Genomic DNA, 21,174 nt, shown 5'->3' with positions numbered 1-21,174 from the left:
ATCAGAGTCGGTGGATGCGTAACAAATAGCGCCAGTTCAGCAAGACTGGCGGTCACGGTCAGAACATCGAAAGCTGCCCGCCATTTCCGTCATCGGATTCGGGCTTGTTCTTTCGCTTTGGCTTTGCATGCTCCGAAGGAACCTGTTCCTCTACACGCTCCTGCAAATCGGGCGTTGTGTTGGCCACCTTGTTGACCTTGTCCGACACCGGAATTGCTTCAAAGAAATCATCCTGAGCCGGACGCATGATATCCGCTACTTCGCGCGGCAGAAAACGTTTGCAGTCCAGCCAGCGGGCAAAATCTTCCGGCTGCACAACAACAGGCATCCGTTCATGGATCGGCCGCAACAGGCCGTTGGCACTCGTCGTCAATATGCCTCCGGTATCGATCTGCGATCCGTCCGCACTGCTCCATGTCTCGATCAAGCCGCCAAAAGCGACAATTCCGCCCTTTCGCGGGCGCACCCAGTAGGCTTGAGCCTTGTTCTTCCCCTCACGGCGCCATTCATAGAAACCCGATGCCGGGATCAGGGCTCGCCGATGGTTCAGCGCCGCACGGAACGAATTCTTCTCTGCAGCCGTCTCGGAGCGGATGTTGAACATGAGCGGCCAGTCGTTCGGGTCTTTGACCCATGACGGGACAAAGCCCCATCGCACCAGCAAGCCGACGCGATCCGGCCTGTTGCTGCCCGGCGGTGGCGTTTCCCCGCCCAGAATAGTCAATATGGGTTGCGTTGGCGCGATGTTGTATCGTGGAGGAAAATCCTCTGCGATCAATGCGGCCGCGAAGGCTTCCAGCTCCTCCCGGCTTGCAGTCAATGAAAAACGTCCACACATGGTAGCCATGTTTAGCGTTTTTCTGCGCCGGTCAAGGGGTGCTTTTCCATTACCAACGGTGTAGCTCTAGCGTGATGAAAACAGTTCCCGTAGTTCCGATACCTCTGAAGATTCATGGTGTTTCGCTGATCTGCAGACGCGAAGGGCGCTTCCTTCTGGTCGAGCGCGGGAAGGAGCCGTGGAAAGGCTGGCTTGCCTTTCCGGGAGGAAGTATCGAACCGGGCGAAACACCCGAACAAGCCGCGATCCGCGAACTCAAGGAAGAAACGGCGCTTGATGCAAGGTCGCTATCTCACGTCATTACTGTAGATCTGGCGCTTGAGGGAAAGGCATATGACAAGAGCTATTATCTGTCTGTGTTCCGGGCCATCGAAGTTTCGGGGCAGGAAATTGCCGGAGACGACGCCGCATCCATTCACTGGCTGACAATAGAAGAAATGGCGTCCGCAAAGGTGACGGACAGTACCCTCGATGTCGCCCGCACGGTGGCGGAAAATGAAGACGAGCGCTTGGATATTAATCCTGTTTAGCGATCTGCCTTGAAGAGGCCCCGATTTATAGCAATAGCTCATTTTCAGGTGAGAGGTTTTCGATTGAAAAGCATTCCGTTTTTTCGACCGGCTATCTGCTTCTCGATCGCTTTATGGGTCGGGGCGGCATGTCCGGCTTCCGCTCAGGACGCGCCCTATGAAGGGAAGATGTTGCGGCTCGCCGAAATTCTCGGCTCGCTTCACTATCTGCGCAATCTGTGTGGCGAAGCTGGCAGCGAATGGCGAGATCGGATGGATGCGATTGTGACGGCGGAAAAGCCTTCCGAAGCCGAACGGGTGCGGCTCATTTCGAGCTTCAACCACGGGTATCGCGTGTTCAGCGACAATTATACCCGTTGCACCCCTTCGGCGCTTGCGGCGATTGATCGCTACATGAAGGAAGGCGAGGACTTGTCGAACGAGATCATCTCGCGCTATGGAAATTAACCAATCATTCACTCTTGTGCGGATTGACAGGATTAGTTCGTTCAAATCCGTGATAATCTGTTAACACTGTCTTAAGCAGGCAGTCACGTTGCCAGATGGTTGAGCTCCCGCGAAACGGTGAGACACCGACAGTGCAACAGAAAGGCGAAAGCCAGGATGAAGTCTATGGAACATGCACCGGCCGATCTGGACGAAATGATTGCGCGCGAGAAGAAACTCGTCGCAATCGAATATCACAACGAGGCCTGGGCAGACGGTATCTCTGAAGGTATCGAACCGGAAATCCTTGCCGAAGCAGCCTTTACGACCGCGCTCACTGAACTGATCCGTGAAGCGGGCGACGATTGTGCGCTGGAGCTGATTGAGAAAATGCGCGAACAGATTGTAGCGGGAACCTTCCTGCCGCAGCGCATTCTTCAATAGCATCGATAAAGCGCCGGTCGCGGGACCAGACCGGCGTAGCAGTTCCCTCCCGGCGTCCCTCTCCTTGCGCCAAATGTCATTCCCGATCAGGAACTTCGCCTCGCTCCGAGCTTTATTGGCCGGGTTATTCCTTGCCTGTGGCATTGCCTTGCCCGCAGCTGCGGCAAGCTCTTTTGACCTCGCGCTGGCGGACCAGTCGGACTTCCTGCAACGCCCCGGCGGCCGTGCAGTGACGGACGAAAGCGACAGCTCTTCCCCTATTCCCCTGCCTGGCGCGCTTCCTCGCGCGGTGCCAAGAGTGTCGCCGGACAACGCACCTGCCCCGGCTGCATCCTCCAAGCCCATGCCGGAAATCCACCGCGATTTCGACAAGCTGCCCGAGCCTGTGAGGCTGACGCGTGAGCGCATGCTGGAAGCTGCCCGCTCCGGCGACATTGAGCAATTGCGACCGCTCCTCGGCGTCGAGGACAAGGCCACCCAGCTCTCGCTTGAGGATCATGAGGAAGACGTTATCGATTTCCTCAAATCGCTGTCGGGCGACGAAGCAGGCCGTGAAGTTCTGGCAATCATCGTCGATCTACTGGATACCGGCTATGTGCATCTGAATGCAGGCAAGGACGACGAGGTTTATGTCTGGCCCTATTTCTACGCCATGCCCCTCGACAGACTGACGCCGCCGCAGATCGTGGAGCTTTTCGAAATCGTCACCGCCGGTGATTTCGAGGATATGAAGAAAGCAGGCGGCTATATCTTCTACAGTATCGGTATCGGGCCGGACGGTAGCTGGCGCTTTTTCACTGCGGGTGAATAGTCAGACCCCGAAACGTACCCGGCTCGGCGGCTCGTTGTAGATGCGTTGCCAGACCCGGCGAAACTGCCGTGCGGAAGCAAAACCCGCTTGCGCCGCTACATTCTCGATATCGAGCTCGGAATTCAAAAGCATCTCGCGCGCAAGGCTGATCTTGAGACGATTGACATAGTCGGTCACCGTCATTCCGGCATATTCATTGAACAGACGCGAGAAGTTGCGCGGACTCGCACCGCCAATATCCGCCAGTCGTTCCACCGACCATTCCGCCGCCGGATCGTGCGCGATGGCATCCTGTGCGCGATGCACAACCGGATTCATATGGTTTCGCCCATCAAGCCAGGGCGATAGTTGCGGATCACTGCCACTGCGCCGCAGATAAACGACCAGATAACGCGCAACCGCCAGCGCCGTGGCGTGATCGGTCAGCCCTGCAACGATGTGCAGCATCAGATCGATGCCTGCGGTGATGCCCGCGCTCGTCAGCCGCTCGCCGTCTTCAACGAACAGCCTGTTCTCATGCACGCGTGCAGCAGGCGCCAGCCGTTCGAGTTCACCAAGCGTTAGATGGTGCGTGGTGCAGGAATAGCCGTCGAGTAATCCCGCGCGCGCTGCGAGCAGCGCACCGGAACAGATCGTCACCAGCCGCACACCGGGGCGAACTGCCCGGCGAAGCCATAGAACGATTTCATTTTCCAGTGCCGCATCAGCGGATCGGTGGATCTCCGCGTTTCCAAGCGGAATATCGGCAGCACCCGAAACAATGACCAGTGCGTCATCTGGCAAGGCTTCTGGCAAAGGCTCCACCCCCGCCACTGGCAGACCGATGGAACTAAGCACGGTCGATGCTGGCCCGATATAACAAACGTCGAACCGTAACTTATGCTGTTCAAGATTTGCCTTGCGCAAAACCTCCAGCGGTCCCGCCACGTCGAGCAGAAGCACACGCGGCGGGATTACGACATAAACCGGAACTACCCGGACAATGTCCGCTTGGTCACTCATGCTGCCTTCCGTTCTCCGGACGTGGCGAGCGCCTGTTCCACAGTTACGATACGAGCAAAGCGATTGACAAGAACAAGCTCGGTGCGAGCCTTGATGTCCGCAGCGCTCCACTCATGGCCGCTTGCGTCAGTCATGGGAAAGGTCAATGTCGCTTCACTGACGAAATCGACGTGATATCCAAAATCCGATGCCTGCCGTGTTGTCGTCTCGCAGCATTGCTCTGTGCGGATACCGGAAATCAGCACGCGACGGATACCATTGGCAACCAGCCACACATCAAGCCCACTTCCCACCAGCGCGCTGTGGCGACGCTTGCGGAAAACCGCGTCGGGTTCAATCGACAGGGGCGAAATCGCCTTCACCAGACCCGATGCTTCCGAGAATGGGCCTTCATTCTCGACATGGAAAATCTGCACCACCGGAATACCGGCACGCCTGGCGCCATCGATCAGCGCCTGCTGGCGTTCAATATAGGCGCCAACCTCTTCGTCCCGGTAGTAAGGCCGGTGGCGGAATGACTCCTGAGCGTCGATAACCAGCAAAGCAGTATCTTGAGCGGACATTTTTGTTCTCCTTATAAAAAGACTATAGGGAGAGAATACGCCTTGCAACTTGGATCAAAAGCCACCTGACGGACAAAGAGCGGACAGATTACGCCAATACGTTGCCAGCTCCTTACCTTAAAGAAGATCACCAAGAGGAGGCGCATACTTTGCTGGCGTAAACTCGACGACGTCATAAGTTGCCAGTCCGTGTTGCCTGAAAGGATCAAGCCTCAGTATCGCGTCCAGCTCGCTCTTGCTGACTTTACCGCTTGCGAGGATCACGCCGCCGTCTCGTGGGTTTTTCGGCCCGGAAGCCAGGAAAACGCCATCCGCATATTGCCGGTCCAGAAATTCCCGATGCGCTTCGAGATGCCTCCCGATCTCCTCAAGAGGCTTGATGTAGGTCAGGTTGACAACGAACATGAGACGACCTTCAGCGATGCGGCAATGCCTCGAGGAATTCCACCGGCTCGCCCTTGTTGGCGTTGACGATCTCCGCTTCCCACATCACCTTTATGCCGCGCACGAAAGTGCCAATCGGCCATCCGGTAACAGTCTTGCCATGATAGGGTGTCCAGCCGGCTTTCGAACCGGCCTGCTCATGCGTGATCGTTTCGCGGCGCTTCATGTCCACGATGGTCAGGTCGGCATCGTAGCCGACTGCAATACGACCCTTGCGCGCCATACCGAAAATACGGTTCGGGCCATGGCTGGAAAGATCGACGAAGCGCTCCAGCGTGAGCCTGCCCGCATTGATGTGATCAAGCATGATCGGCACCAGTGTCTGCACGCCTGTCATGCCGGACGGGGAAGCCGGATAAGGCTTCTGCTTTTCTTCGAGTGTATGCGGAGCGTGGTCAGAACCGAGCACATCGACAATACCCTGATCGATGCCCTTCCATACGCCATCGCGGTGACGCTTGTCACGGACAGGCGGGTTCATCTGGATGAGATTGCCGAGCGTCTTGTAATCGTCTGCCGACAAGGTGAGATGATGCGGCGTTGCTTCGCACGTCGCGACATCCTTGTGATCTTTCAGGAAGTCGATTTCTTCGGCTGTGGAGATATGCAGTACGTGAATGCGGGCGCCGGTATCGCGTGCGATGCGCACAAGCCGTTCCGTGCATTGAAGTGCTGCAACTTCATCGCGCCAGACCGGATGGCTCGACGGGTCACCCTGCACGCGCAGGCCTTCGCGTTCTTTCAACCGGAACTCGTCTTCAGAGTGGAAGGCCGCGCGACGGCGCGTATTCTTCAGGATCGAACGAACGCCATCATCGTCTTCAACAAGCAGATCGCCGGTGGACGATCCCATGAAAACCTTGATCCCGGCAGCGCCCGGCAAGCGCTCCAGTTCAGCAACGTCGTTTGCATTGTCGCGCGTACCACCGACCCAGAAAGCGAAATCGCAATGCATGCGATGGCGGCCACGACGAATCTTGTCTTCCAGCGTCTCGGCGGAAGTGGTGAGCGGCTTGGTGTTCGGCATCTCGAACACGGAGGTCACCCCACCCAGCACGGCTGCGAGTGAACCGGTTTCGAGATCTTCCTTGTGTTCAAGGCCAGGTTCGCGGAAATGGACCTGGCTATCCACCACGCCGGGCAGAATATGCAGGCCGGTGCAGTCGATCACCTCACCTGCCGTATGTGTGGAAAGAGAGCCTATGGCAGCGATGCGACCATTGCGAATACCGACGTCGCGTTGGCCTATACCGTCGTGATTGACGATGGTTGCACTCTTCAAAATCGTATCGAATGTTTCGGCCATAGTTGTCTCCTGCCAGATTGATAGGACTTGCGAGCCTTTCCATTGGGGCTTACGTAACGAAGGCGCGAAAGGCAAGGACGAAGCGATGACGACGGCAGTTGAAGTGGTAAATCTTTCAAACAGGGCTTTGGTTCATATCACTGGCGAAGAGGCGGAAAAATTTCTGCAGGCTGTGATTACCACCGACCTCGACAAGCTTGGACCGGACAACCTGAAACCGGGAGCATTGCTCGCTCCGCAAGGGAAAATCCTGTTCGATTTTCTCGTTTCACGCATTGATGGCGGCTTGCGTTTCGATCTCCCGGTAAGCATTGCCGCCGATTTCATCAAACGTATCACCCTCTATAGGCTGCGTGCGAAAGCCGAAATAACGCAACTACCAGAATCGCTTGTCAGTGTTTCCTGGCAAACTCAATCACATCCTTCACAGAATGATTCAATCAAGCGGGACAGCCGCTTTCCGACCGAGCTGAACGTACACCGGATTTACGGTCCGGCCGATGGCACGACCGATGAAAGCGCATGGACAAAGCTGCGCGCAGAGTATGGCATAGCGGAAGGCGAAACGGATTTCGCTTATAATGACGTATTCCCGCATGACGTCAATTTCGACCAGACCGGCGGCGTTTCCTTCCCGAAAGGCTGTTTCATCGGGCAGGAAGTCGTGTCGCGCATGCAGCATCGCGGTACGGCTCGGCGGCGCGTTCTGGTGGCACACTCCGATGGAAATCTGCCTCCGATGGGTACGCCTATTACCGTTGATGGGCGCGAGATCGGCACGACAGGAAGCTCCGCTGACACTATCGGCATCGCGCTTGTGCGCATCGATCGCGCCAAGGATGCGATAGATGCGGGTAGTCCGATTCTGGCTGGCGAAACGCCCATAACACTCACCTTGCCGCCTCACGTGCGGTTCGGGTTTCCGGAAGCTGAAGCGGGTAACGCCTGATGGCAAGCGCCGACCGATCTTCCGGCAAGACACGTGCCTGGCAACGCATGTTGTCGGGACGCCGTCTCGACCTGCTTGACCCCTCGCCGCTCGATATTGAAATCGAAGATATTGCTCACGGCCTTGCCCGTGTTGCGCGCTGGAACGGTCAGACTGTTGGTGAACATGCTTTTTCGGTCGCACAGCATTCGCTGCTCGTGGATCAGATATTCAACCGGCTGGTGCCCGATGCCAGCGTTGAATGGCAGCTATTGTCACTCCTGCACGACGCACCGGAATATGTGATCGGTGACATGATCTCGCCCTTCAAGGCGGTGATGGGTGGCAATTACAAGATAATCGAAACGCGGCTGGAAAACGCAATTCACCTGCGCTTCTCGCTGCCGGTAACTGTGCCTGCGCAGCTCAAGACGCTGATCAAGCGCGCGGATCAGGTTGCCGCTTTCTTTGAAGCCACGCGACTTGCCGGTTTCACCGAGACCGAGGCCGTTAAATATTTCGGGCGCCCGCGTGGCTTCGACCCCGCAGGGCTGGATATCGCACCGCGCCCCACACAAGACGTGCAGATGGATTTCCTGGCGCGATTTGCGGCATTGGACAAGGCACGACACCCCCGATGAGCCGGATCGTCGTGACGCCCTTGTCGCAACTGGCAACACAACTCGCATCGCACCAGCCCAGCCATGTCGTGACGCTTGGAAGCGAGGCCCCGGCGGCTCTGCCTGATGGCTACGATGCCGTCCGTCTGTCGCTGACATTCAACGATATTATCGAATTGCGCGAGGGGTTGGTCGCCCCCGATGAAACCCATGTGCGGGGACTTCTGAACTTCGCGAAGAGCTGGTCCATGGATGCGCCTTTGCTCATCCATTGTTATGCTGGCATTTCTCGTTCTACGGCCGCGGCTTATATCATCGCTTCGGCTTTAAACCCGGCGCTGGATGAAAGCGAGCTTGCCGCGCTTGTTCGCAGCCTGTCACCATCTGCGACGCCGAATATCCGGCTCATATCGCTCGCAGACGAAGTTCTGGGGCGAAACGGACGAATGACTGCGGCCGTACGCGCAATCGGACGCGGAGCGGATGCCTTCGAAGGTGAGGTTTTCAGCTTGCCTGCGAGACATTGATCGCTCGCCCGAGAGCATTCAAAAACCCGCCGCGCGCATCAGGCGGTGTTACAGCACGCGGCTCCCAGACATGCCGCATCAGAAAATAGCCGGTCATCGTGAAGGCATGATCGATGTCGTCATAGGACGACGCGCGAACAGCAGTATTGTTGACGAAGCCGGGCAGCAGCAGCAGCTTGTCGGCCCAAGGCGCCCCGGCATCACGGCAGACCGCGCGCCCGGATTTCGGCGACACATAGATCAGGTCTTCCTTGACGCCTGTTGCCGCGCATTTCTTGAGATCAAGGCCGAAGCCCAGCTCTTCAAGCATCATCACTTCGAAACGCAGCACCAGTTCGCCAGAGGCCAACGGATCGTCAAAATGTTCGATGATGAGCCGCAATGTCTCATAGAGGCCGCGATGCGGATCGCGTTCCGGCAGGAGACGCAAATGGGAAGCCGCCAGTTGGATACCGTATAACGCCACTGGCGTTTCGATGAGGCGGGCGGCGGCAAATTCCAGCGGTTCGATGGTAAAACTGCCCATATGCTCGTCCAGCCGCGCCCACCATGTCACGTCCACATGATTGCCCGGCTGTAGCAAAGGCTGCATGCGGCGGGAACGCCCGCCGCGCACCATACCCATATGGCGGCCATGCTCACGGGTCATCACTTCCACGATGGCGCTTGTCTCGCCATGGCGTCGTGTCCCGAGAATTATGCCTTCATCGCGCCATTCCATGGCCGCCAGTCTTATAATTTAGGTTGGAAAATCAAGGCCCATTTCACGATAGCGTTCCGGGTCGTTGCCCCAGTTCTCACGCACTTTCACGAAAAGGAAGAGATGAACCGTCTGTTCCAATATCTCGGAGATTTCCTTGCGCGCGGATTGCCCGATTGCCTTGATCGTCTCGCCCTTGTGGCCAAGCACGATCTTCTTCTGGCTTTCGCGCTCGACATAGATCACCTGCTCGATGCGGACTGATCCATCCTTGCGCTCTTCCCAGCGTTCGGTTTCCACCGTCGACGAGTAAGGCAGTTCTTCATGCAGGCGCAGATAGAGCTTTTCGCGCGTGATTTCGGCTGCAAGCTGCCGCATCGGCATGTCGGAAATCTGATCTTCCGGATAATACCAAGGACCGTTCGGCACGTTCTCTGCGAGATATTTCGCAAGATCCTTGCAGCCCGATCCGTTCAGCGCCGAGATCATGAAGGTCTGGTCGAATGCGACCAGCTCGTTGGCCTTGCGGGCAAGGTCCAGCAAAACCGGCGGATCGACACGATCAACCTTGTTGAGCACCAGAACTTTCTTCTGGCGCACGTCCTTCATGCTTGAAAGCAGCGCTTCGGCGTTCTCGTTCAAACCGCCTTGCGAATCGAGAAGAACGAGAATGATGTCGGCATCTTTCGCACCGCCCCAGGCCGTGGTGACCATGGCACGGTCGAGCCTGCGCTTCGGCCGGAAAATACCAGGTGTGTCCACCAGGACGATCTGCGCCTGATCTTCAATGAATATGCCGCGCACAAGAGCGCGTGTCGTCTGCACCTTGTGCGTGACGATAGAAACCTTCGTTCCCACAAGGTGGTTGACCAGCGTGGATTTCCCCGCATTCGGCGCCCCGATCAACGCCACGAACCCGGACCGGGTCTGGCCTGCCTCGTTTTCGCCGTCAGCCGGCGTCGTCCGATTGTTCATTTTTTATCCTTCCAGACGATATTTCCTTGCAGAACGCCGCCGTCCCCTGCGTACGGCATTCCGGATACGACAAAACCGCCGACGAAAGCGACACATCGTAATTGATTGATTATAACCGATCTCGACTTAAAAAACGCCAACTCTTGCATCAAGCGGAATCGTCACGCTTCCAGACGCCTTCGCGATAAAGCATCGCTTCCGCCGCATTCTGTTCGGCTATTCTTTTGGAACGCCCCTCACCCGTTTCCGTGGCAAAGCCCTTGACCGTAACCTCCACCGCAAACAGCGGATCATGTCCGGACCGGTGCGGCTTATGATGGCGTATGAAGGATGGACGTTGCCCTGCTGGTGTGCCCATTCCTGCAATTCCGTCTTGGCGTCACGGCGGGCAGCGCCCGTTTGCAGAGACCGCTTCTCCCAGTAGCGCTTGACGAAAGGCCGCACGGCCTCCAGTCCGCCATCGAGATAGATCGTGGCGATCAGTGCTTCGACAACATCGGCGCGGACATTCAAAAGACGCTTGTCATTCAGCGACTTGATATCGGAACCGGTATGGATGAGGTTAGCGAGACCGATCTCATCGGCAATCGCCGCACAGGTTTCTGCGTTCACCAGCGCATTGAGGCGAACCGACAGTTCACCTTCGGATGCGTCCGGAAACTCATCGAACAGCATTTCCGCGACGGTCAGTCCCAGAACGCGGTCACCGAGAAATTCGAGACGTTCATAATTTGCGCGCGATGGCGCCTGCACACTTGAGTGGGTGAGCGCACGATCCAGCCGTTTCAAATTGAGAAAACGGTGTCCGGTGCGCTCCTCCAGGATTGCTGCTGCCTGATTTGCCGAAGCCATTTCAGTTTCCGGTTACAGCTGTATGCGGCGCGGCATTGACTGAACTGAACAGTCGGCCAAAGCGCACATCAGTCGGCCATTTCCAGATTTCCAGCGGGCTCGCCTTGTCGGCAATGGAGAAGAAGATGATGTTTGCGCGCCCGACAAGATTCTCAAACGGAACATAGCCAACGCCGAAACGGCTATCGAGCGAGTTGTCACGATTGTCGCCCATCATGAAGTAATGACCGGCCGGAACCTCGAAAACACGCGTATCGTCACCGATGGAGTTTGGCGACAGATCAAGCGTGTCGTAGGTCACGCCGTCCGGCAAGGTTTCACGATAGACTTCGACGGGGCGGTTCTGTTCGGTGACATCGGGATTGTTGATCGTGCCGATGCGATCGCGCTTGACCGCCTGATCATTGATATAGAGCACACCACCGCGCATCTGCACACGATCACCCGGCAGGCCGATCACGCGCTTGATGTAGTCGACGGAAGGATCGCTCGGCAGCTTGAACACCACCACGTCACCACGCTTCGGTTCGGCACTCCAGATGCGACCTGAAAACAAATCCAGTCCGAACGGCAGTGAATAGCGCGAATAGCCATAGGCATATTTCGAAACAAACAGATAATCGCCTTCGAGAAGCGTGGGGCGCATGGAGCCCGACGGTATGCTGAAAGGCTGGAAAAGAAGGGTGCGGATGACCAGTGCCAGCAGCAGCGCCTGCACGATAACGCTGATGGTTTCGCCAAGGCCGCCGGATTTTTTTGTCTCACTCTTGCTGGACACGCTCATTGTATCTCCGCTTCCGATAACGCGATCTAATAACGACTATGAATGCATGACGCAATCAGGCCACCGGCAGAACGCCGGTTTATCGCACGATTATGAGCAGGAGTTTACCTGTCACAACCACAACTATTTCGTCTCTGTGCCTGATCCAAAAGTCGCTATGCCTTGCTGCAAATGGCATTTTTCTGCGCTTCCGGTGCTCATGTACCTTTATGTACACTGCGCTCCGGTTCTCGAAAATCACCATTCTCGCTGCGGCCTGACGCATTTTGATTCAGACACTCAGGCAGGGCTTCGATGATCACGAACGCCTGCGCGAGAGGAAAATCATCGGTAATTGTCAGATGTATGGCGGCGCGTGTTCCGGCGGGCAAGAGTTTCTGCAGCTGCTTTGCGGCACCACCGGTCAAATGCATGGTGGGCTTTCCGGAAGGGGCATTGACCACGCCCATGTCCCGCCAGAAAACGCCCTGAGCTATGCCAGTTCCAAGCGCCTTCGCACAGGCTTCCTTCGCCGCAAAGCGCTTTGCATAAGATGCAGCACGCTGCTTGCGCCCGTCCGATTTTTTCTGCTCGACCTCGGTAAAAACCCTGTTGCGAAAGCGATCGCCGTGTCGTTCCAGCGCGCTTTCGACACGACGAATATCGATGAGATCGCTGCCTATACCGACGATCATACTTTCTGAAGCTCCTGTTCGCGGTGCAGGCGATGTTTTTCGGCAAGGCGTTCGATACGGCGACGGCGGAAGGCCGAAACGGCAAACCGGGTAACGAAATAGACCACGACAGCGAATGCTGCGCCCAGAATCGTTGAGCCGAATAGCATCGGCTTCAAAAGCGGCGTCCAGATTTCATCGAAATGCATGGTTTCCAGTGCCCGCCCGAGATGAACTGGCGGAGCATCGTCGATGCTTCCATTCATGATGAAGCGGCCCAGCTCGAATGTGCTGCCCCAGATGAATGGCAAGGTCAGCGGATTGGCAAGCGTCGTGCCAAGTGCCGCGGCGGCAATATTTCCGGCAAGGAAATAGGCCAGCACGATTGCGATGATGAGATGGAAGCCAAAGAAAGGCGTGAACGCCGAAAACACGCCCACGGCCAGACCGGCTGCGACAGCATGAGGCGAGGCAGTGATGCGCAGAATCCGCTTTCCACCGTACCGGAAGGAACGGGAGAAGGAGCGGCGCGGCCAGACCAGAAGCCTTAAGCGCTCTTTTCTGGTCGGAGGATTACGGCGTTGAAACAGCATGCGCTTCTATTAATGCTCTCCCATCGCGGAGACAATTGTTATTATTCGGCCAAAACTGCGGCGTTGTCGCTGCGCTCAAACGGAACAGTGTCCAGTCGAGGCAAATAAAACCGCGGCGAAACACCGAGCATCCTGCGGAACATCGTCGTGAAAGCGGAAACGCTGTCATAACCCAGATCCAGTGCCACGCTCGTCACCGCCTCCCCTTCTGCCAGGCGGGGAACTGCCGCAAAAAGACAGGCCTGCTGGCGCCAGACTGAAAGGCTTACGCCAGTCTCCCGTTGGAAATGCCGGGTGAACGAGCGCCGGCTCATCGCCATCCTGTCCGCCCAGTCATCAATTGTGGCGCGCGAAGAAGGCTTTTTCACGAATTCACGACACAGTTTCTGCAAGCGCGGATCCGATGGAAAAGGCAGGCCCAGCGAGCGTTGCGGCAATGTGTGAAGGTCCCGCAGGATCAGTTCGATTACCAGAGCATCGCGACTATCCGGTTCCGGCGTGCTGTCCTGCGTCGTTGCATCCGTTATGAGGCACCGCATGAGATCGGTAAGCCCGACCACGTGGAGATAATCCGGTACGCCCGAGACGGCATCGACGCAGATGTAAATCGATCGCATAAAGACTTCGCCGAGGATTTCAACCGAGTGCTCCACACCTGCCGGTATCCACATGGCGTGGTCACTGGGAATCATCCAGCGTCCAGCATCCGTCGTCACCAGCACCACTCCTTGTGAGGCGCAGAGAAGTTGTGCCCGGCTATGGCGGTGGCGCGGCACAAAATAGCCGTCGGGATAGCGTGTCGGCAAGGCAATCACTGGCCCGCTCATGCCCTCCAGCATGGCAATACGCTGCTCGTGGAACTTCTGCAGCTCCTCGCTTCCCGGCAGTAAAAGCCCCGGCGGAGACTTTGGTTTCATTGCAGTTCTGCCCTGCGTTTGGCCCACTCTCGAAACTACTGGACCAAATCACGAAAGCGGGCGAGAGGCAATAGTCCTATTAATGGCTTGCTGAGAATGGGTCGCGACATTCGCTGGCGGAATGAATTTGACGTTTGAATCGGACAAGTACCGGTTCAGACGTCAAATTCGTGAATTTTCGTTGGTTCCTCATCAACACCCCGTAATTTTCTTGAGGGTCTTGTTTCCTGTTTTCGGATGGTATCTGCAGGAAATATGCCTGAGAGCCTGGATCAAAAAGCGTCATGTGTGTGCGAAAATGGTGATTTTCGAGTACCGGAGCGCAATGTACTTCTAAGCATGGTCCCGAAAAGTTGCAGACTTTTCGGGTAAGACTACGCACCAGAGAAAGCTACATGAGCACCGGAACGCAGACAAATTGCCATTTGCAGCCACACAGGGCGACTTTCGGAACAGGCTCTGAAGACCGGCTTTCATCTTCGGAGAAGTAGTATGAGCATGAGTGCTGCACAGCAGCCATCAAACAGCGGCGCGGATAATACTGTCCTCGCTATTATTCTGGCCACAAGCATGGGCCATTTCCTGAACGACATGATGCAGTCGCTCCTTCCTGCCATCTATCCGATGCTGAAGGATAACTACAGCCTGTCATTCTGGCAGATCGGCCTCCTGACATTCACTTTCCAGATGACGGCATCGATCCTGCAGCCGCTCGTGGGTATCTATACCGACCGCAAGCCGATGCCTTATTCCCTGCCTTTCGGAATGGGCTGTACGCTTGTCGGGCTGATCTTTCTGGCAACGGCACATCACTATTCGATCTTGCTTCTGGGGGCGGCTTTTGTTGGTTTCGGCTCGTCCGTCTTCCATCCGGAAGCAGCTCGCGTGGCGCGTCTGGCCTCGGGCGGGCGTCATGGCTTTGCGCAATCCCTGTTTCAGGTGGGCGGCAATTTCGGCTCGTCGATTGGCCCGCTTCTGGCAGCGTTCATCGTTCTGCCTTTCGGCCAGATCAGCGTGTCGTGGTTCTCCGTCGCCGCACTGATCGGCATGATGCTGCTCTGGTATGTCAGCAACTGGTATAATCGCTACCGGATTGCCAATGCCAGCAAGGCGAAGCCCGACAAGACCCTTCCGCTTCCACGCAACAAGGTTCTGGTGTCCGTTGGCGTTCTGGCAATGCTGGTCTTCACCAAGTACATCTACATGGCCAGCCTGACGAGCTACTACACCTTCTACACCATTAGCCATTTCGGCGTGACGGTGCAGGCATCGCAGCTGCTCTTGTTCCTGTTCCTCGGTGCGGTAGCTGCGGGAACGATCATAGGTGGCCCGATCGGCGACAAGATCGGTGCGCGCAAGGTGATCTGGGCATCGATCCTCGGCGTCCTGCCGTTCACGCTGGCCCTGCCCTATGCGAACCTGGAAATGACGGCGATCCTGACGGTTATCATCGGCCTGATCCTCGCCTCGGCCTTCCCGGCAATCGTGGTGTTCGCACAGGAATTGCTGCCAGGACGCGTCGGCATGGTGTCGGGCCTGTTCTTCGGCTTTGCTTTCGGCATGGCCGGTATCGCAGCCGCCGTCCTCGGTATCGTGGCCGATCACAAGGGCATCGAGTATGTTTACACCATCTGCTCGTATCTGCCGCTGCTCGGCTTGCTGACGATTTTCCTGCCCAAGCTGGAAAAGAACCGCAAGGCCTGACCCATATGAAAACGCACAGCCCGAGAAGCAATTCACGCTCCTCGGGCTGTGCTCAAAATAGTGGAGCACCGCACGTCCCCCAACGGCGGTGCTCCCATGCTACTGACCTTTTGACGGCCCGGTGCAGCAGCATTCTCTTGATAGAGCATCTTCCGCTCTATCTCTTTGTTCCAACGCAAGTTCAGACGGCGAAACTGAAGCCGTGCATCGTCTCCCTGCGAAATTCATCGAAAGCAGCCGCAACCAGACGGATCAGCGGCTTGCCGTCGCTTGTTGCGCTGATGACACCACTGCGGACTTCCACCAGACCATCAGCCACCAGAGGCCGCAACAAGGCCAGCTCGTCGGAAAACTCCACGCCCGGCGCCGTGGTATTCAGATCGACCCGGAAATTGCACATCAGGGCTGTGATGATTCCGGCACGGATACGGTCACTTTCGCGCATGGCATAACCGCGAACCGTTGCAAGGTCGCCCGCTTCAACCCGCTTGGAATATTGCTTCACGTCCGAGATATTCTGGGCATAACCACCGGGGAATTGCGAAATCGATGACGGTCCGAGACCGATCAATGTCTGGCAGCGATCATCCGTATAGCCCTGGAAATTCCGGTGCAGCGTTCCATTGCGCGCAGCGACGGCCAGATTGTCATCCGGCAATGCGTAGTGATCGATCCCCACCGGCTCGTAGCCGAAACCGATGAAGCTGTCCGCCACCACACGTGCCTGAGCGAAGCGCTCGTCAGCATCGGGCAGAAGGCTTGCATCGATCAGGCGCTGATTGGCGCGCCGCTGCGGAAGATGCGCATAGCCATAGCAGGCAACACGGTCAGGCTTGAGCACCGCAACCTTTTCACAAGTCTCACGCAATGTCTCGACGGTCTGCAACGGCAGGCCGTAGATAAGATCGAAGTTGAGGCGATCAATGCCGACTTCCCGCAGCAGAGTTGCAGCCTTAGCAACCGTTTCTATCGGCTGAATGCGACCGATGGCTTTCTGAACCTCGGCATCGACATCCTGTACGCCGAGGCTGGCGCGGTTGACTCCCATGAGCGCAAGCGTTTGCACCAGCTGTGGGGTAACCGTGCGCGGGTCAAGCTCGATGGCGTGTTCCATCTCAGGCGCAAAATCGAACGCAACGCGCAGAGCGGCCAGAATGCTCGTAAACTGACGCGGGTTCAAAATTGAGGGCGTACCACCGCCCCAATGAAGATGGACGACACTGGGCCGTGCTGTCAGGCTCTTGCTGACAGTTTCGATTTCGCTGAGCAAAGAAGTGCAGAAGTTTTCGACCACGTCGTTGCGGACCGCCATCTTGGCATGACAACCGCAATAATGGCAGAGCTGCCGGCAATAAGGCACATGGATGTAAAGGGAGACGCTTTCTTCCGGCCCGATCTGGCGCAACCAACGATGAGTCGTATCGACCCCCACAGGCATGAAATCAGCAGCTGTCGGAAAGGACGTGTATCTGGGAACCGCCAACGCGGCGTAGCGTCTTATCGCTTCTTCATGCATAGCGCGTCCACCTTAAGCGTCGGGCGCTCCGGCGAGGCCCTGCCGGATATGCGCGCACCAGAACCGGGGCGACATTCCGCGGGGCAAGACGGCATGATGCGGCAAGGAAGCCCGCATGCATGACAGCCGATATTGCAATTCCCAGCCACAACAGCACCTGTTTTCCCCATTTTGAACGTGCAATCCTGCAACGGATCGCATCAATCTCTATGATCAGGAATAGGCTGTTCTGCCGGGTGCTGCATTGATTTGAATCAACGGAAATACACCCGGCTTTTAGGGATGGCAGCTTGAATTCAGAGGTTTTCCGGGTCCATTCCGGCAACGGCCGCCAAAGACCGGCGGGACAGGATCTCAACCGTATTGGCGTCAAGCAACTGGATCAGCCCCTGAGTCTTCAGCTTTGTGAAGCTCCGGCTGACAGTTTCAATGGTCAGGCCGAGATAATCGGCAATATCGGTACGGTTCATCGAGAGATGCACCGGGTTCGGCTTCTCGCCGCGCTTTTCAGCCCGCGCGGACAGCACCAGAAGAAAGCTCGCAAGCTTTTCCACCGGTGCAAGGCGCCCGAGAACCAGCTGATTGTCGCGCGCCGTGCGAAGAGCTGCCCGCGTCATCTGGTGCAGACGCTCCTTCAATTTCGGGAAACGCTCCATCAGATCATCCATCTCTCTGGTGGAGAAGGCGCACAAAACCGACGGTACGACCGCTTCAGCAGACTGGGAGTACGTCTCGTCGTCAGCCAGACCGAGATAGTCGCCAGGGAACAGGAAACCTGCAATCTGCCGACGTCCATCCGGAAGCGACGTGTAGATTCGCAGCATGCCGGAGGTCAGGCTGAAGACACGGCGCTTCGGCTCCCCCTCTTCCACCAACTGCTCATTGGCATCGAGACGCTTAGACGTCATGATTGCTTCGAGAGCACCGAGATCGCCGTCGTCAAGTGCCGCACAAACCGCCGTTCGTCGGACATCGCAATCCACGCATACCCCACATGGCGCACGGTAAGGCGATCTGGGGTCGAATCTGATAGGCGCTACACTCACGATGGAACCCTGTTTGTGGAAGCTGGAAGAACGTTTTTGCAGTTACCCCTTAAATAGGTAACTAGAACGCGTCCCGCAAAGCGGAATTTCGCCGCAGGGGTGTATCGTCCCCCGCAGCGTTTCAAAAGCGGTCGGTGTACTTGTTTAAATGTTGCGGCTACCGGGCTTCACAGCCGGAATTGCAGCAAGCTCCGGCGGCAATTTATCCGCAGGATAGGCCGGAACTTCATATTCGGCGAGAGCAATCAGCCTCGTGCCAACATCCGCCTTGCCCGCCGAGCGGTCGACGATGCAGGCCGCAGCCACAACTTCAATGCCGAGGTCCTTCATGCAGTCGATCGTTTCGCGGATGGAAAGTCCGGTCGTGACGATATCTTCCACGATAACGACTCGCGCGCCCTTCGGCACATCGAAACGACGCAGGCGGAACACACCGTTCTCGCGCTCTACCCAGACCGACGGAACACGCAGATGGCGTGAAGTTTCGTAGGAGGGAATCAAGCCACCAATTGCCGGACCAACCACATAATCGATAGGTCCAAGATCTGCCGCCTGGATTTTCTCTGCAAGCGCTTTGCATAGCTTTTCCGTCTTGTCGGCATGCATGAAAACACGCGCCTTCTGAAGGAAAACAGGACTGCGCAGGCCTGACGTAAGAATAAAGTGGCCTTCAAGGATCGCTCCCGCTTCGCGGAAGACGGCAAGCACATCTTCGGTGTTCATCTTAGTCCTATCCGTTCACGCGTTTCGCGCCGCTGACGCTCGCGCTTTCTTTCAATTGGGAAATGATACGGTTGAGATGCTTGAGGTCCCAAACCTCGACATCGATAATCATCTCGGTGAAATCCGGTGCGGTGCGTACCATGGAGAGATTGTGAATATTCGCGTCGTTAGCAGCCACGATCTGCGCGATCTCCGCCAGAGAGCCGGGCGAATTGATGGCCGATACGCTGACGCGAGCCGGGAAACGCTCACTCATCTGATCATCGATGTCCCAGCGCACGTCGATCCAACGTTCCGGCTGATCGTCATAGGCTGTCAACGCAGGCGACTGGATCGGATAGATCGTTATACCGGCGCCGGGCTGCAGGATACCGACGATGCGATCTCCTGGCACGGCCCCCTCCGGGGCAAAGCGCACCGGCAAATCCGAGTTGGTGCCGCGTATCGGCAGCGCCTTTTTCCCGGGCTTCGCCACGGCATCCGCATCGGTCTTCGCTGCATCCTCACTGCCCTCAGGCACCTTGAAGATCATGCCGGCAGCGTTCTGGATGTTGAACCAGCCCTTTTCGCCAGTCTTCGCCGGACTATTCTGCGATGTGACGCGTGTGTCCTGATAGTCCGGATAGACCGCCTTGACCACATCGGTGGACGGCAGCTCTCCGCGTCCGACTGCGGCCAACACATCCTCTACATCCTTGCGTGCCAAACGCGGAAGTCCTGGCTTCAGAATATCCTTGCTGAACGGCTTACCGGCACGTTCGAATGCGCGTTCCAGAATGCGCATGCCAAGCCCCGAATACTGTTTGCGGACAGCCGAGCGGGTCGCGCGGCGAATGGCTGCGCGCGCCTTACCGGTTGCAACAAGCGACTCCCATGCCGCAGGGGGAACCTGCGCCTTGGAACGGATGATATCGACCTCATCGCCGTTCTTCAGTTCGGTCATCAACGGCATGATGCGACCATTGACCTTCGCACCGACGCAGCTGTCACCGATATCGGTGTGAACGGCATAGGCGAAATCGATCGGCGTCGCACCACGCGGCAGAGCAATGAGGCGGCCCTTGGGCGTGAAGCAGAAGACCTGATCCTGAAAGAGCTCTAGCTTAGTGTGTTCAAGGAACTCTTCCGGATTATCGCCTTCTGAAAGCTGCTCGATTGTCTGGCGCAGCCATGCATAAGCATTGGTCTCGGTCGACATTTTGTGCGGATTATTGGCGCTGCCACGATCCTTGTAGATCGAGTGGGCTGCGACACCAAACTCCGCAATCTCATCCATTTCGCGTGTGCGAATCTGCAGCTCGATACGCTGGCGCGACGGACCGATGATGGTGGTGTGGATCGACCGGTAATCGTTCTGTTTAGGCGTTGAGATATAATCCTTGAACCGGCCCGGAACCATCGACCACGTCGTATGAATGAGACCGAGCGCCCGATAGCAATCCTGCGTGGTGTCGACCATCACGCGGAAACCAAAAATGTCGGAAAGCTGCTCGAATGAGAGACCCTTGGTTTCCATCTTGCGGAAAACCGACCACGCTTTCTTTTGGCGGCTCTTCACACTGGCCTTGATGCCATGCTTCTCGAAAATCTCGGACAGGTCCTTTTCGATCTTCTGCAGCAGGCCGCGGTTCTTTTCCAGAAGCTCGGCCAGGCGATCCGTCACGCGCGCCATGCATCCGGATTAATATAGCGGAAGGCCAACTCTTCGAGCTCTTCCCGCATATCCTGCATACCCATGCGGCCAGCGAGTGGCGCATAGATATCCATCGTTTCCTCGGCAATACGCAGGCGCTTGTCTTCCCGCATCACGCCCAGCGTGCGCATATTGTGCAGACGATCCGCAAGCTTCACCAGAAGCACGCGGACATCTTCTGAAATCGCCAAAAGCAGCTTGCGAAGGTTTTCCGCCTGCACTGCTTTTTTCGAAACGAGGTCGAGCTTTTTGAGCTTGGTCAGTCCCTCGACGAGCTTGCCAATTTCAGGGCCGAAGAGCTGATCGATTTCCTGCCGAGTGGCCGTCGTATCTTCGATCGTGTCGTGCAGGAGCGCGATTGCAATCGTCGCTTCATCCAGATGCATATCGGTGAGGATCGCAGCGACTTCGAGCGGATGGGAGAAATAGGGATCGCCGGAAGCACGTTTCTGACTGCCATGCTTTTGCATGGCATAGACATATGCCTTGTTGAGAAGCGCCTCGTTCACGTCAGGCTTGTATCGCTGAACACGCTCCACAAGCTCATATTGGCGCATCATCTACGAGAACTCCCTTTCG

The 21,174-nt window shown here is 56.8% G+C and carries 21 protein-coding genes and 3 pseudogenes; 8 read left to right on the top strand and 16 right to left on the bottom strand.

The features are described 5' to 3' along the window. Positions 1-58 precede the first annotated feature (58 nt). Positions 59-838, bottom strand: a complete 780-nt coding sequence (locus LJ361_RS03580; RefSeq protein WP_010661655.1) for an SOS response-associated peptidase — start codon at positions 836-838, stop codon at positions 59-61. 74 nt (positions 839-912) lie between these two features. Between LJ361_RS03580 and LJ361_RS03575 the strand changes: the two genes are divergently transcribed. The 4 genes from LJ361_RS03575 to LJ361_RS03560 all read left to right on the top strand — a co-directional run bounded on the left by LJ361_RS03575 (position 913) and on the right by LJ361_RS03560 (position 3,049). Next, entirely contained in the window at positions 913-1,368 is a 456-nt protein-coding gene (locus LJ361_RS03575) for an NUDIX hydrolase (protein WP_151665409.1), read from the top strand. 72 nt (positions 1,369-1,440) lie between these two features. Further along, positions 1,441-1,815, top strand: a complete 375-nt coding sequence (locus LJ361_RS03570) for a TIGR02301 family protein (protein WP_373418758.1) — start codon at positions 1,441-1,443, stop codon at positions 1,813-1,815. Between the two features lie 156 nt (positions 1,816-1,971). Beyond that, entirely contained in the window at positions 1,972-2,238 is a 267-nt protein-coding gene (locus LJ361_RS03565) for a hypothetical protein (RefSeq protein WP_010661652.1), read from the top strand. Positions 2,239-2,311: 73 nt separating this feature from the next. Beyond that, positions 2,312-3,049, top strand: a complete 738-nt coding sequence (locus tag LJ361_RS03560) for a hypothetical protein (protein ID WP_029925242.1) — start codon at positions 2,312-2,314, stop codon at positions 3,047-3,049. Here LJ361_RS03560 and LJ361_RS03555 read toward each other — a convergent pair whose 3' ends face one another. From LJ361_RS03555 to LJ361_RS03540, 4 genes are all read right to left on the bottom strand, one after another. Continuing rightward, complete coding sequence (locus LJ361_RS03555) at positions 3,050-4,051, bottom strand: GlxA family transcriptional regulator (RefSeq protein ID WP_036585787.1); 1,002 nt, start codon at positions 4,049-4,051, stop codon at positions 3,050-3,052. After that, positions 4,048-4,614: an isochorismatase family protein gene (locus tag LJ361_RS03550; RefSeq protein ID WP_010661649.1), complete on the bottom strand. Its 567-nt coding sequence runs from the start codon at positions 4,612-4,614 to the stop codon at positions 4,048-4,050. Before LJ361_RS03550 ends, LJ361_RS03555 begins: the two co-directional genes overlap by 4 nt. Positions 4,615-4,731: 117 nt before the next feature. Continuing rightward, the gene (locus tag LJ361_RS03545; RefSeq protein ID WP_036585790.1) at positions 4,732-5,019 is read right to left on the bottom strand and encodes a YciI family protein; all 288 of its coding nucleotides are present in this window, start codon (positions 5,017-5,019) and stop codon (positions 4,732-4,734) included. Between the two features lie 10 nt (positions 5,020-5,029). Further along, the gene (locus tag LJ361_RS03540; RefSeq protein ID WP_264812707.1) at positions 5,030-6,364 is read right to left on the bottom strand and encodes a dihydroorotase; all 1,335 of its coding nucleotides are present in this window, start codon (positions 6,362-6,364) and stop codon (positions 5,030-5,032) included. Between the two features lie 85 nt (positions 6,365-6,449). Between LJ361_RS03540 and LJ361_RS03535 the strand changes: the two genes are divergently transcribed. The 3 genes from LJ361_RS03535 to LJ361_RS03525 are packed head-to-tail and all read left to right on the top strand — an operon-like array spanning position 6,450 to position 8,439. Next, entirely contained in the window at positions 6,450-7,313 is an 864-nt protein-coding gene (locus LJ361_RS03535) for a YgfZ/GcvT domain-containing protein (RefSeq protein ID WP_029925248.1), read from the top strand. Then, positions 7,313-7,933, top strand: coding sequence for a YfbR-like 5'-deoxynucleotidase (locus LJ361_RS03530; RefSeq protein ID WP_029925250.1), 621 nt, complete (start codon positions 7,313-7,315; stop codon positions 7,931-7,933). The genes LJ361_RS03535 and LJ361_RS03530 overlap by 1 nt, the downstream gene beginning before the upstream one ends. Further along, positions 7,930-8,439 carry a tyrosine phosphatase family protein gene (locus LJ361_RS03525; RefSeq protein ID WP_264812706.1) on the top strand — a complete coding sequence of 170 codons (510 nt, stop codon included), beginning with the start codon at positions 7,930-7,932 and terminating at the stop codon, positions 8,437-8,439. Before LJ361_RS03530 ends, LJ361_RS03525 begins: the two co-directional genes overlap by 4 nt. Here LJ361_RS03525 and recO read toward each other — a convergent pair. From recO to LJ361_RS03490, 7 genes and pseudogenes are all read right to left on the bottom strand, one after another. Beyond that, on the bottom strand, positions 8,417-9,160 hold the full coding sequence (gene recO, locus LJ361_RS03520; protein WP_010661643.1) for a DNA repair protein RecO: 744 nt from the start codon (positions 9,158-9,160) through the stop codon (positions 8,417-8,419). The two genes, LJ361_RS03525 and recO, sit on opposite strands and share 23 nt — an antisense overlap. An 18-nt stretch (positions 9,161-9,178) precedes the next feature. Continuing rightward, entirely contained in the window at positions 9,179-10,114 is a 936-nt protein-coding gene (gene era, locus LJ361_RS03515; protein ID WP_036585794.1) for a GTPase Era, read from the bottom strand. Positions 10,115-10,262: 148 nt separating this feature from the next. Next, positions 10,263-10,966, bottom strand: a pseudogene (gene rnc / locus LJ361_RS03510) (ribonuclease III). A 1-nt stretch (position 10,967) separates the two neighbouring features. After that, on the bottom strand, positions 10,968-11,750 hold the full coding sequence (gene lepB, locus LJ361_RS03505) for a signal peptidase I (protein ID WP_010661640.1): 783 nt from the start codon (positions 11,748-11,750) through the stop codon (positions 10,968-10,970). Positions 11,751-12,031: 281 nt separating this feature from the next. Then, a pseudogene (acpS, locus tag LJ361_RS03500) lies at positions 12,032-12,424 on the bottom strand (holo-ACP synthase); the annotation flags it as partial. Next, entirely contained in the window at positions 12,421-12,996 is a 576-nt protein-coding gene (gene bspA, locus LJ361_RS03495; protein ID WP_029925252.1) for a type IV secretion system effector BspA, read from the bottom strand. The gene bspA and the pseudogene acpS, both read right to left, overlap by 4 nt. A 41-nt stretch (positions 12,997-13,037) precedes the next feature. Then, the gene (locus LJ361_RS03490; RefSeq protein ID WP_029376309.1) at positions 13,038-13,883 is read right to left on the bottom strand and encodes an AraC family transcriptional regulator; all 846 of its coding nucleotides are present in this window, start codon (positions 13,881-13,883) and stop codon (positions 13,038-13,040) included. A gap of 522 nt (positions 13,884-14,405) precedes the next feature. On the opposite strand from LJ361_RS03490, the gene LJ361_RS03485 reads away from it, so the two are divergent. Beyond that, positions 14,406-15,617: an MFS transporter gene (locus LJ361_RS03485; protein WP_010661635.1), complete on the top strand. Its 1,212-nt coding sequence runs from the start codon at positions 14,406-14,408 to the stop codon at positions 15,615-15,617. A 181-nt stretch (positions 15,618-15,798) separates the two neighbouring features. On the opposite strand, the gene hemN is transcribed toward LJ361_RS03485, so the two are convergent. From hemN to LJ361_RS03465, 4 genes and pseudogenes are all read right to left on the bottom strand, one after another. Continuing rightward, a complete protein-coding gene (gene hemN, locus LJ361_RS03480; RefSeq protein WP_036585796.1) occupies positions 15,799-17,133 on the bottom strand; it encodes an oxygen-independent coproporphyrinogen III oxidase in 1,335 nt (444 codons plus the stop codon). Positions 17,134-17,429: 296 nt separating this feature from the next. Further along, positions 17,430-18,179 (bottom strand): helix-turn-helix domain-containing protein, encoded by a 750-nt coding sequence (locus LJ361_RS03475; RefSeq protein ID WP_012092416.1) that lies wholly within the window; start codon positions 18,177-18,179, stop codon positions 17,430-17,432. A 144-nt stretch (positions 18,180-18,323) separates the two neighbouring features. Further along, positions 18,324-18,902, bottom strand: a complete 579-nt coding sequence (gene pyrE, locus LJ361_RS03470) for an orotate phosphoribosyltransferase (protein ID WP_036585798.1) — start codon at positions 18,900-18,902, stop codon at positions 18,324-18,326. 7 nt (positions 18,903-18,909) lie between these two features. After that, positions 18,910-21,155 (bottom strand): annotated as a pseudogene (locus LJ361_RS03465) (RelA/SpoT family protein). Positions 21,156-21,174 lie beyond the last annotated feature (19 nt).

The organism is Brucella sp. JSBI001 (assembly GCF_026014005.1).
Classification (GTDB): Bacteria; Pseudomonadota; Alphaproteobacteria; order Rhizobiales; family Rhizobiaceae; genus Brucella; species Brucella anthropi.
This window is presented reverse-complemented; position numbering and strand designations above follow the sequence as displayed.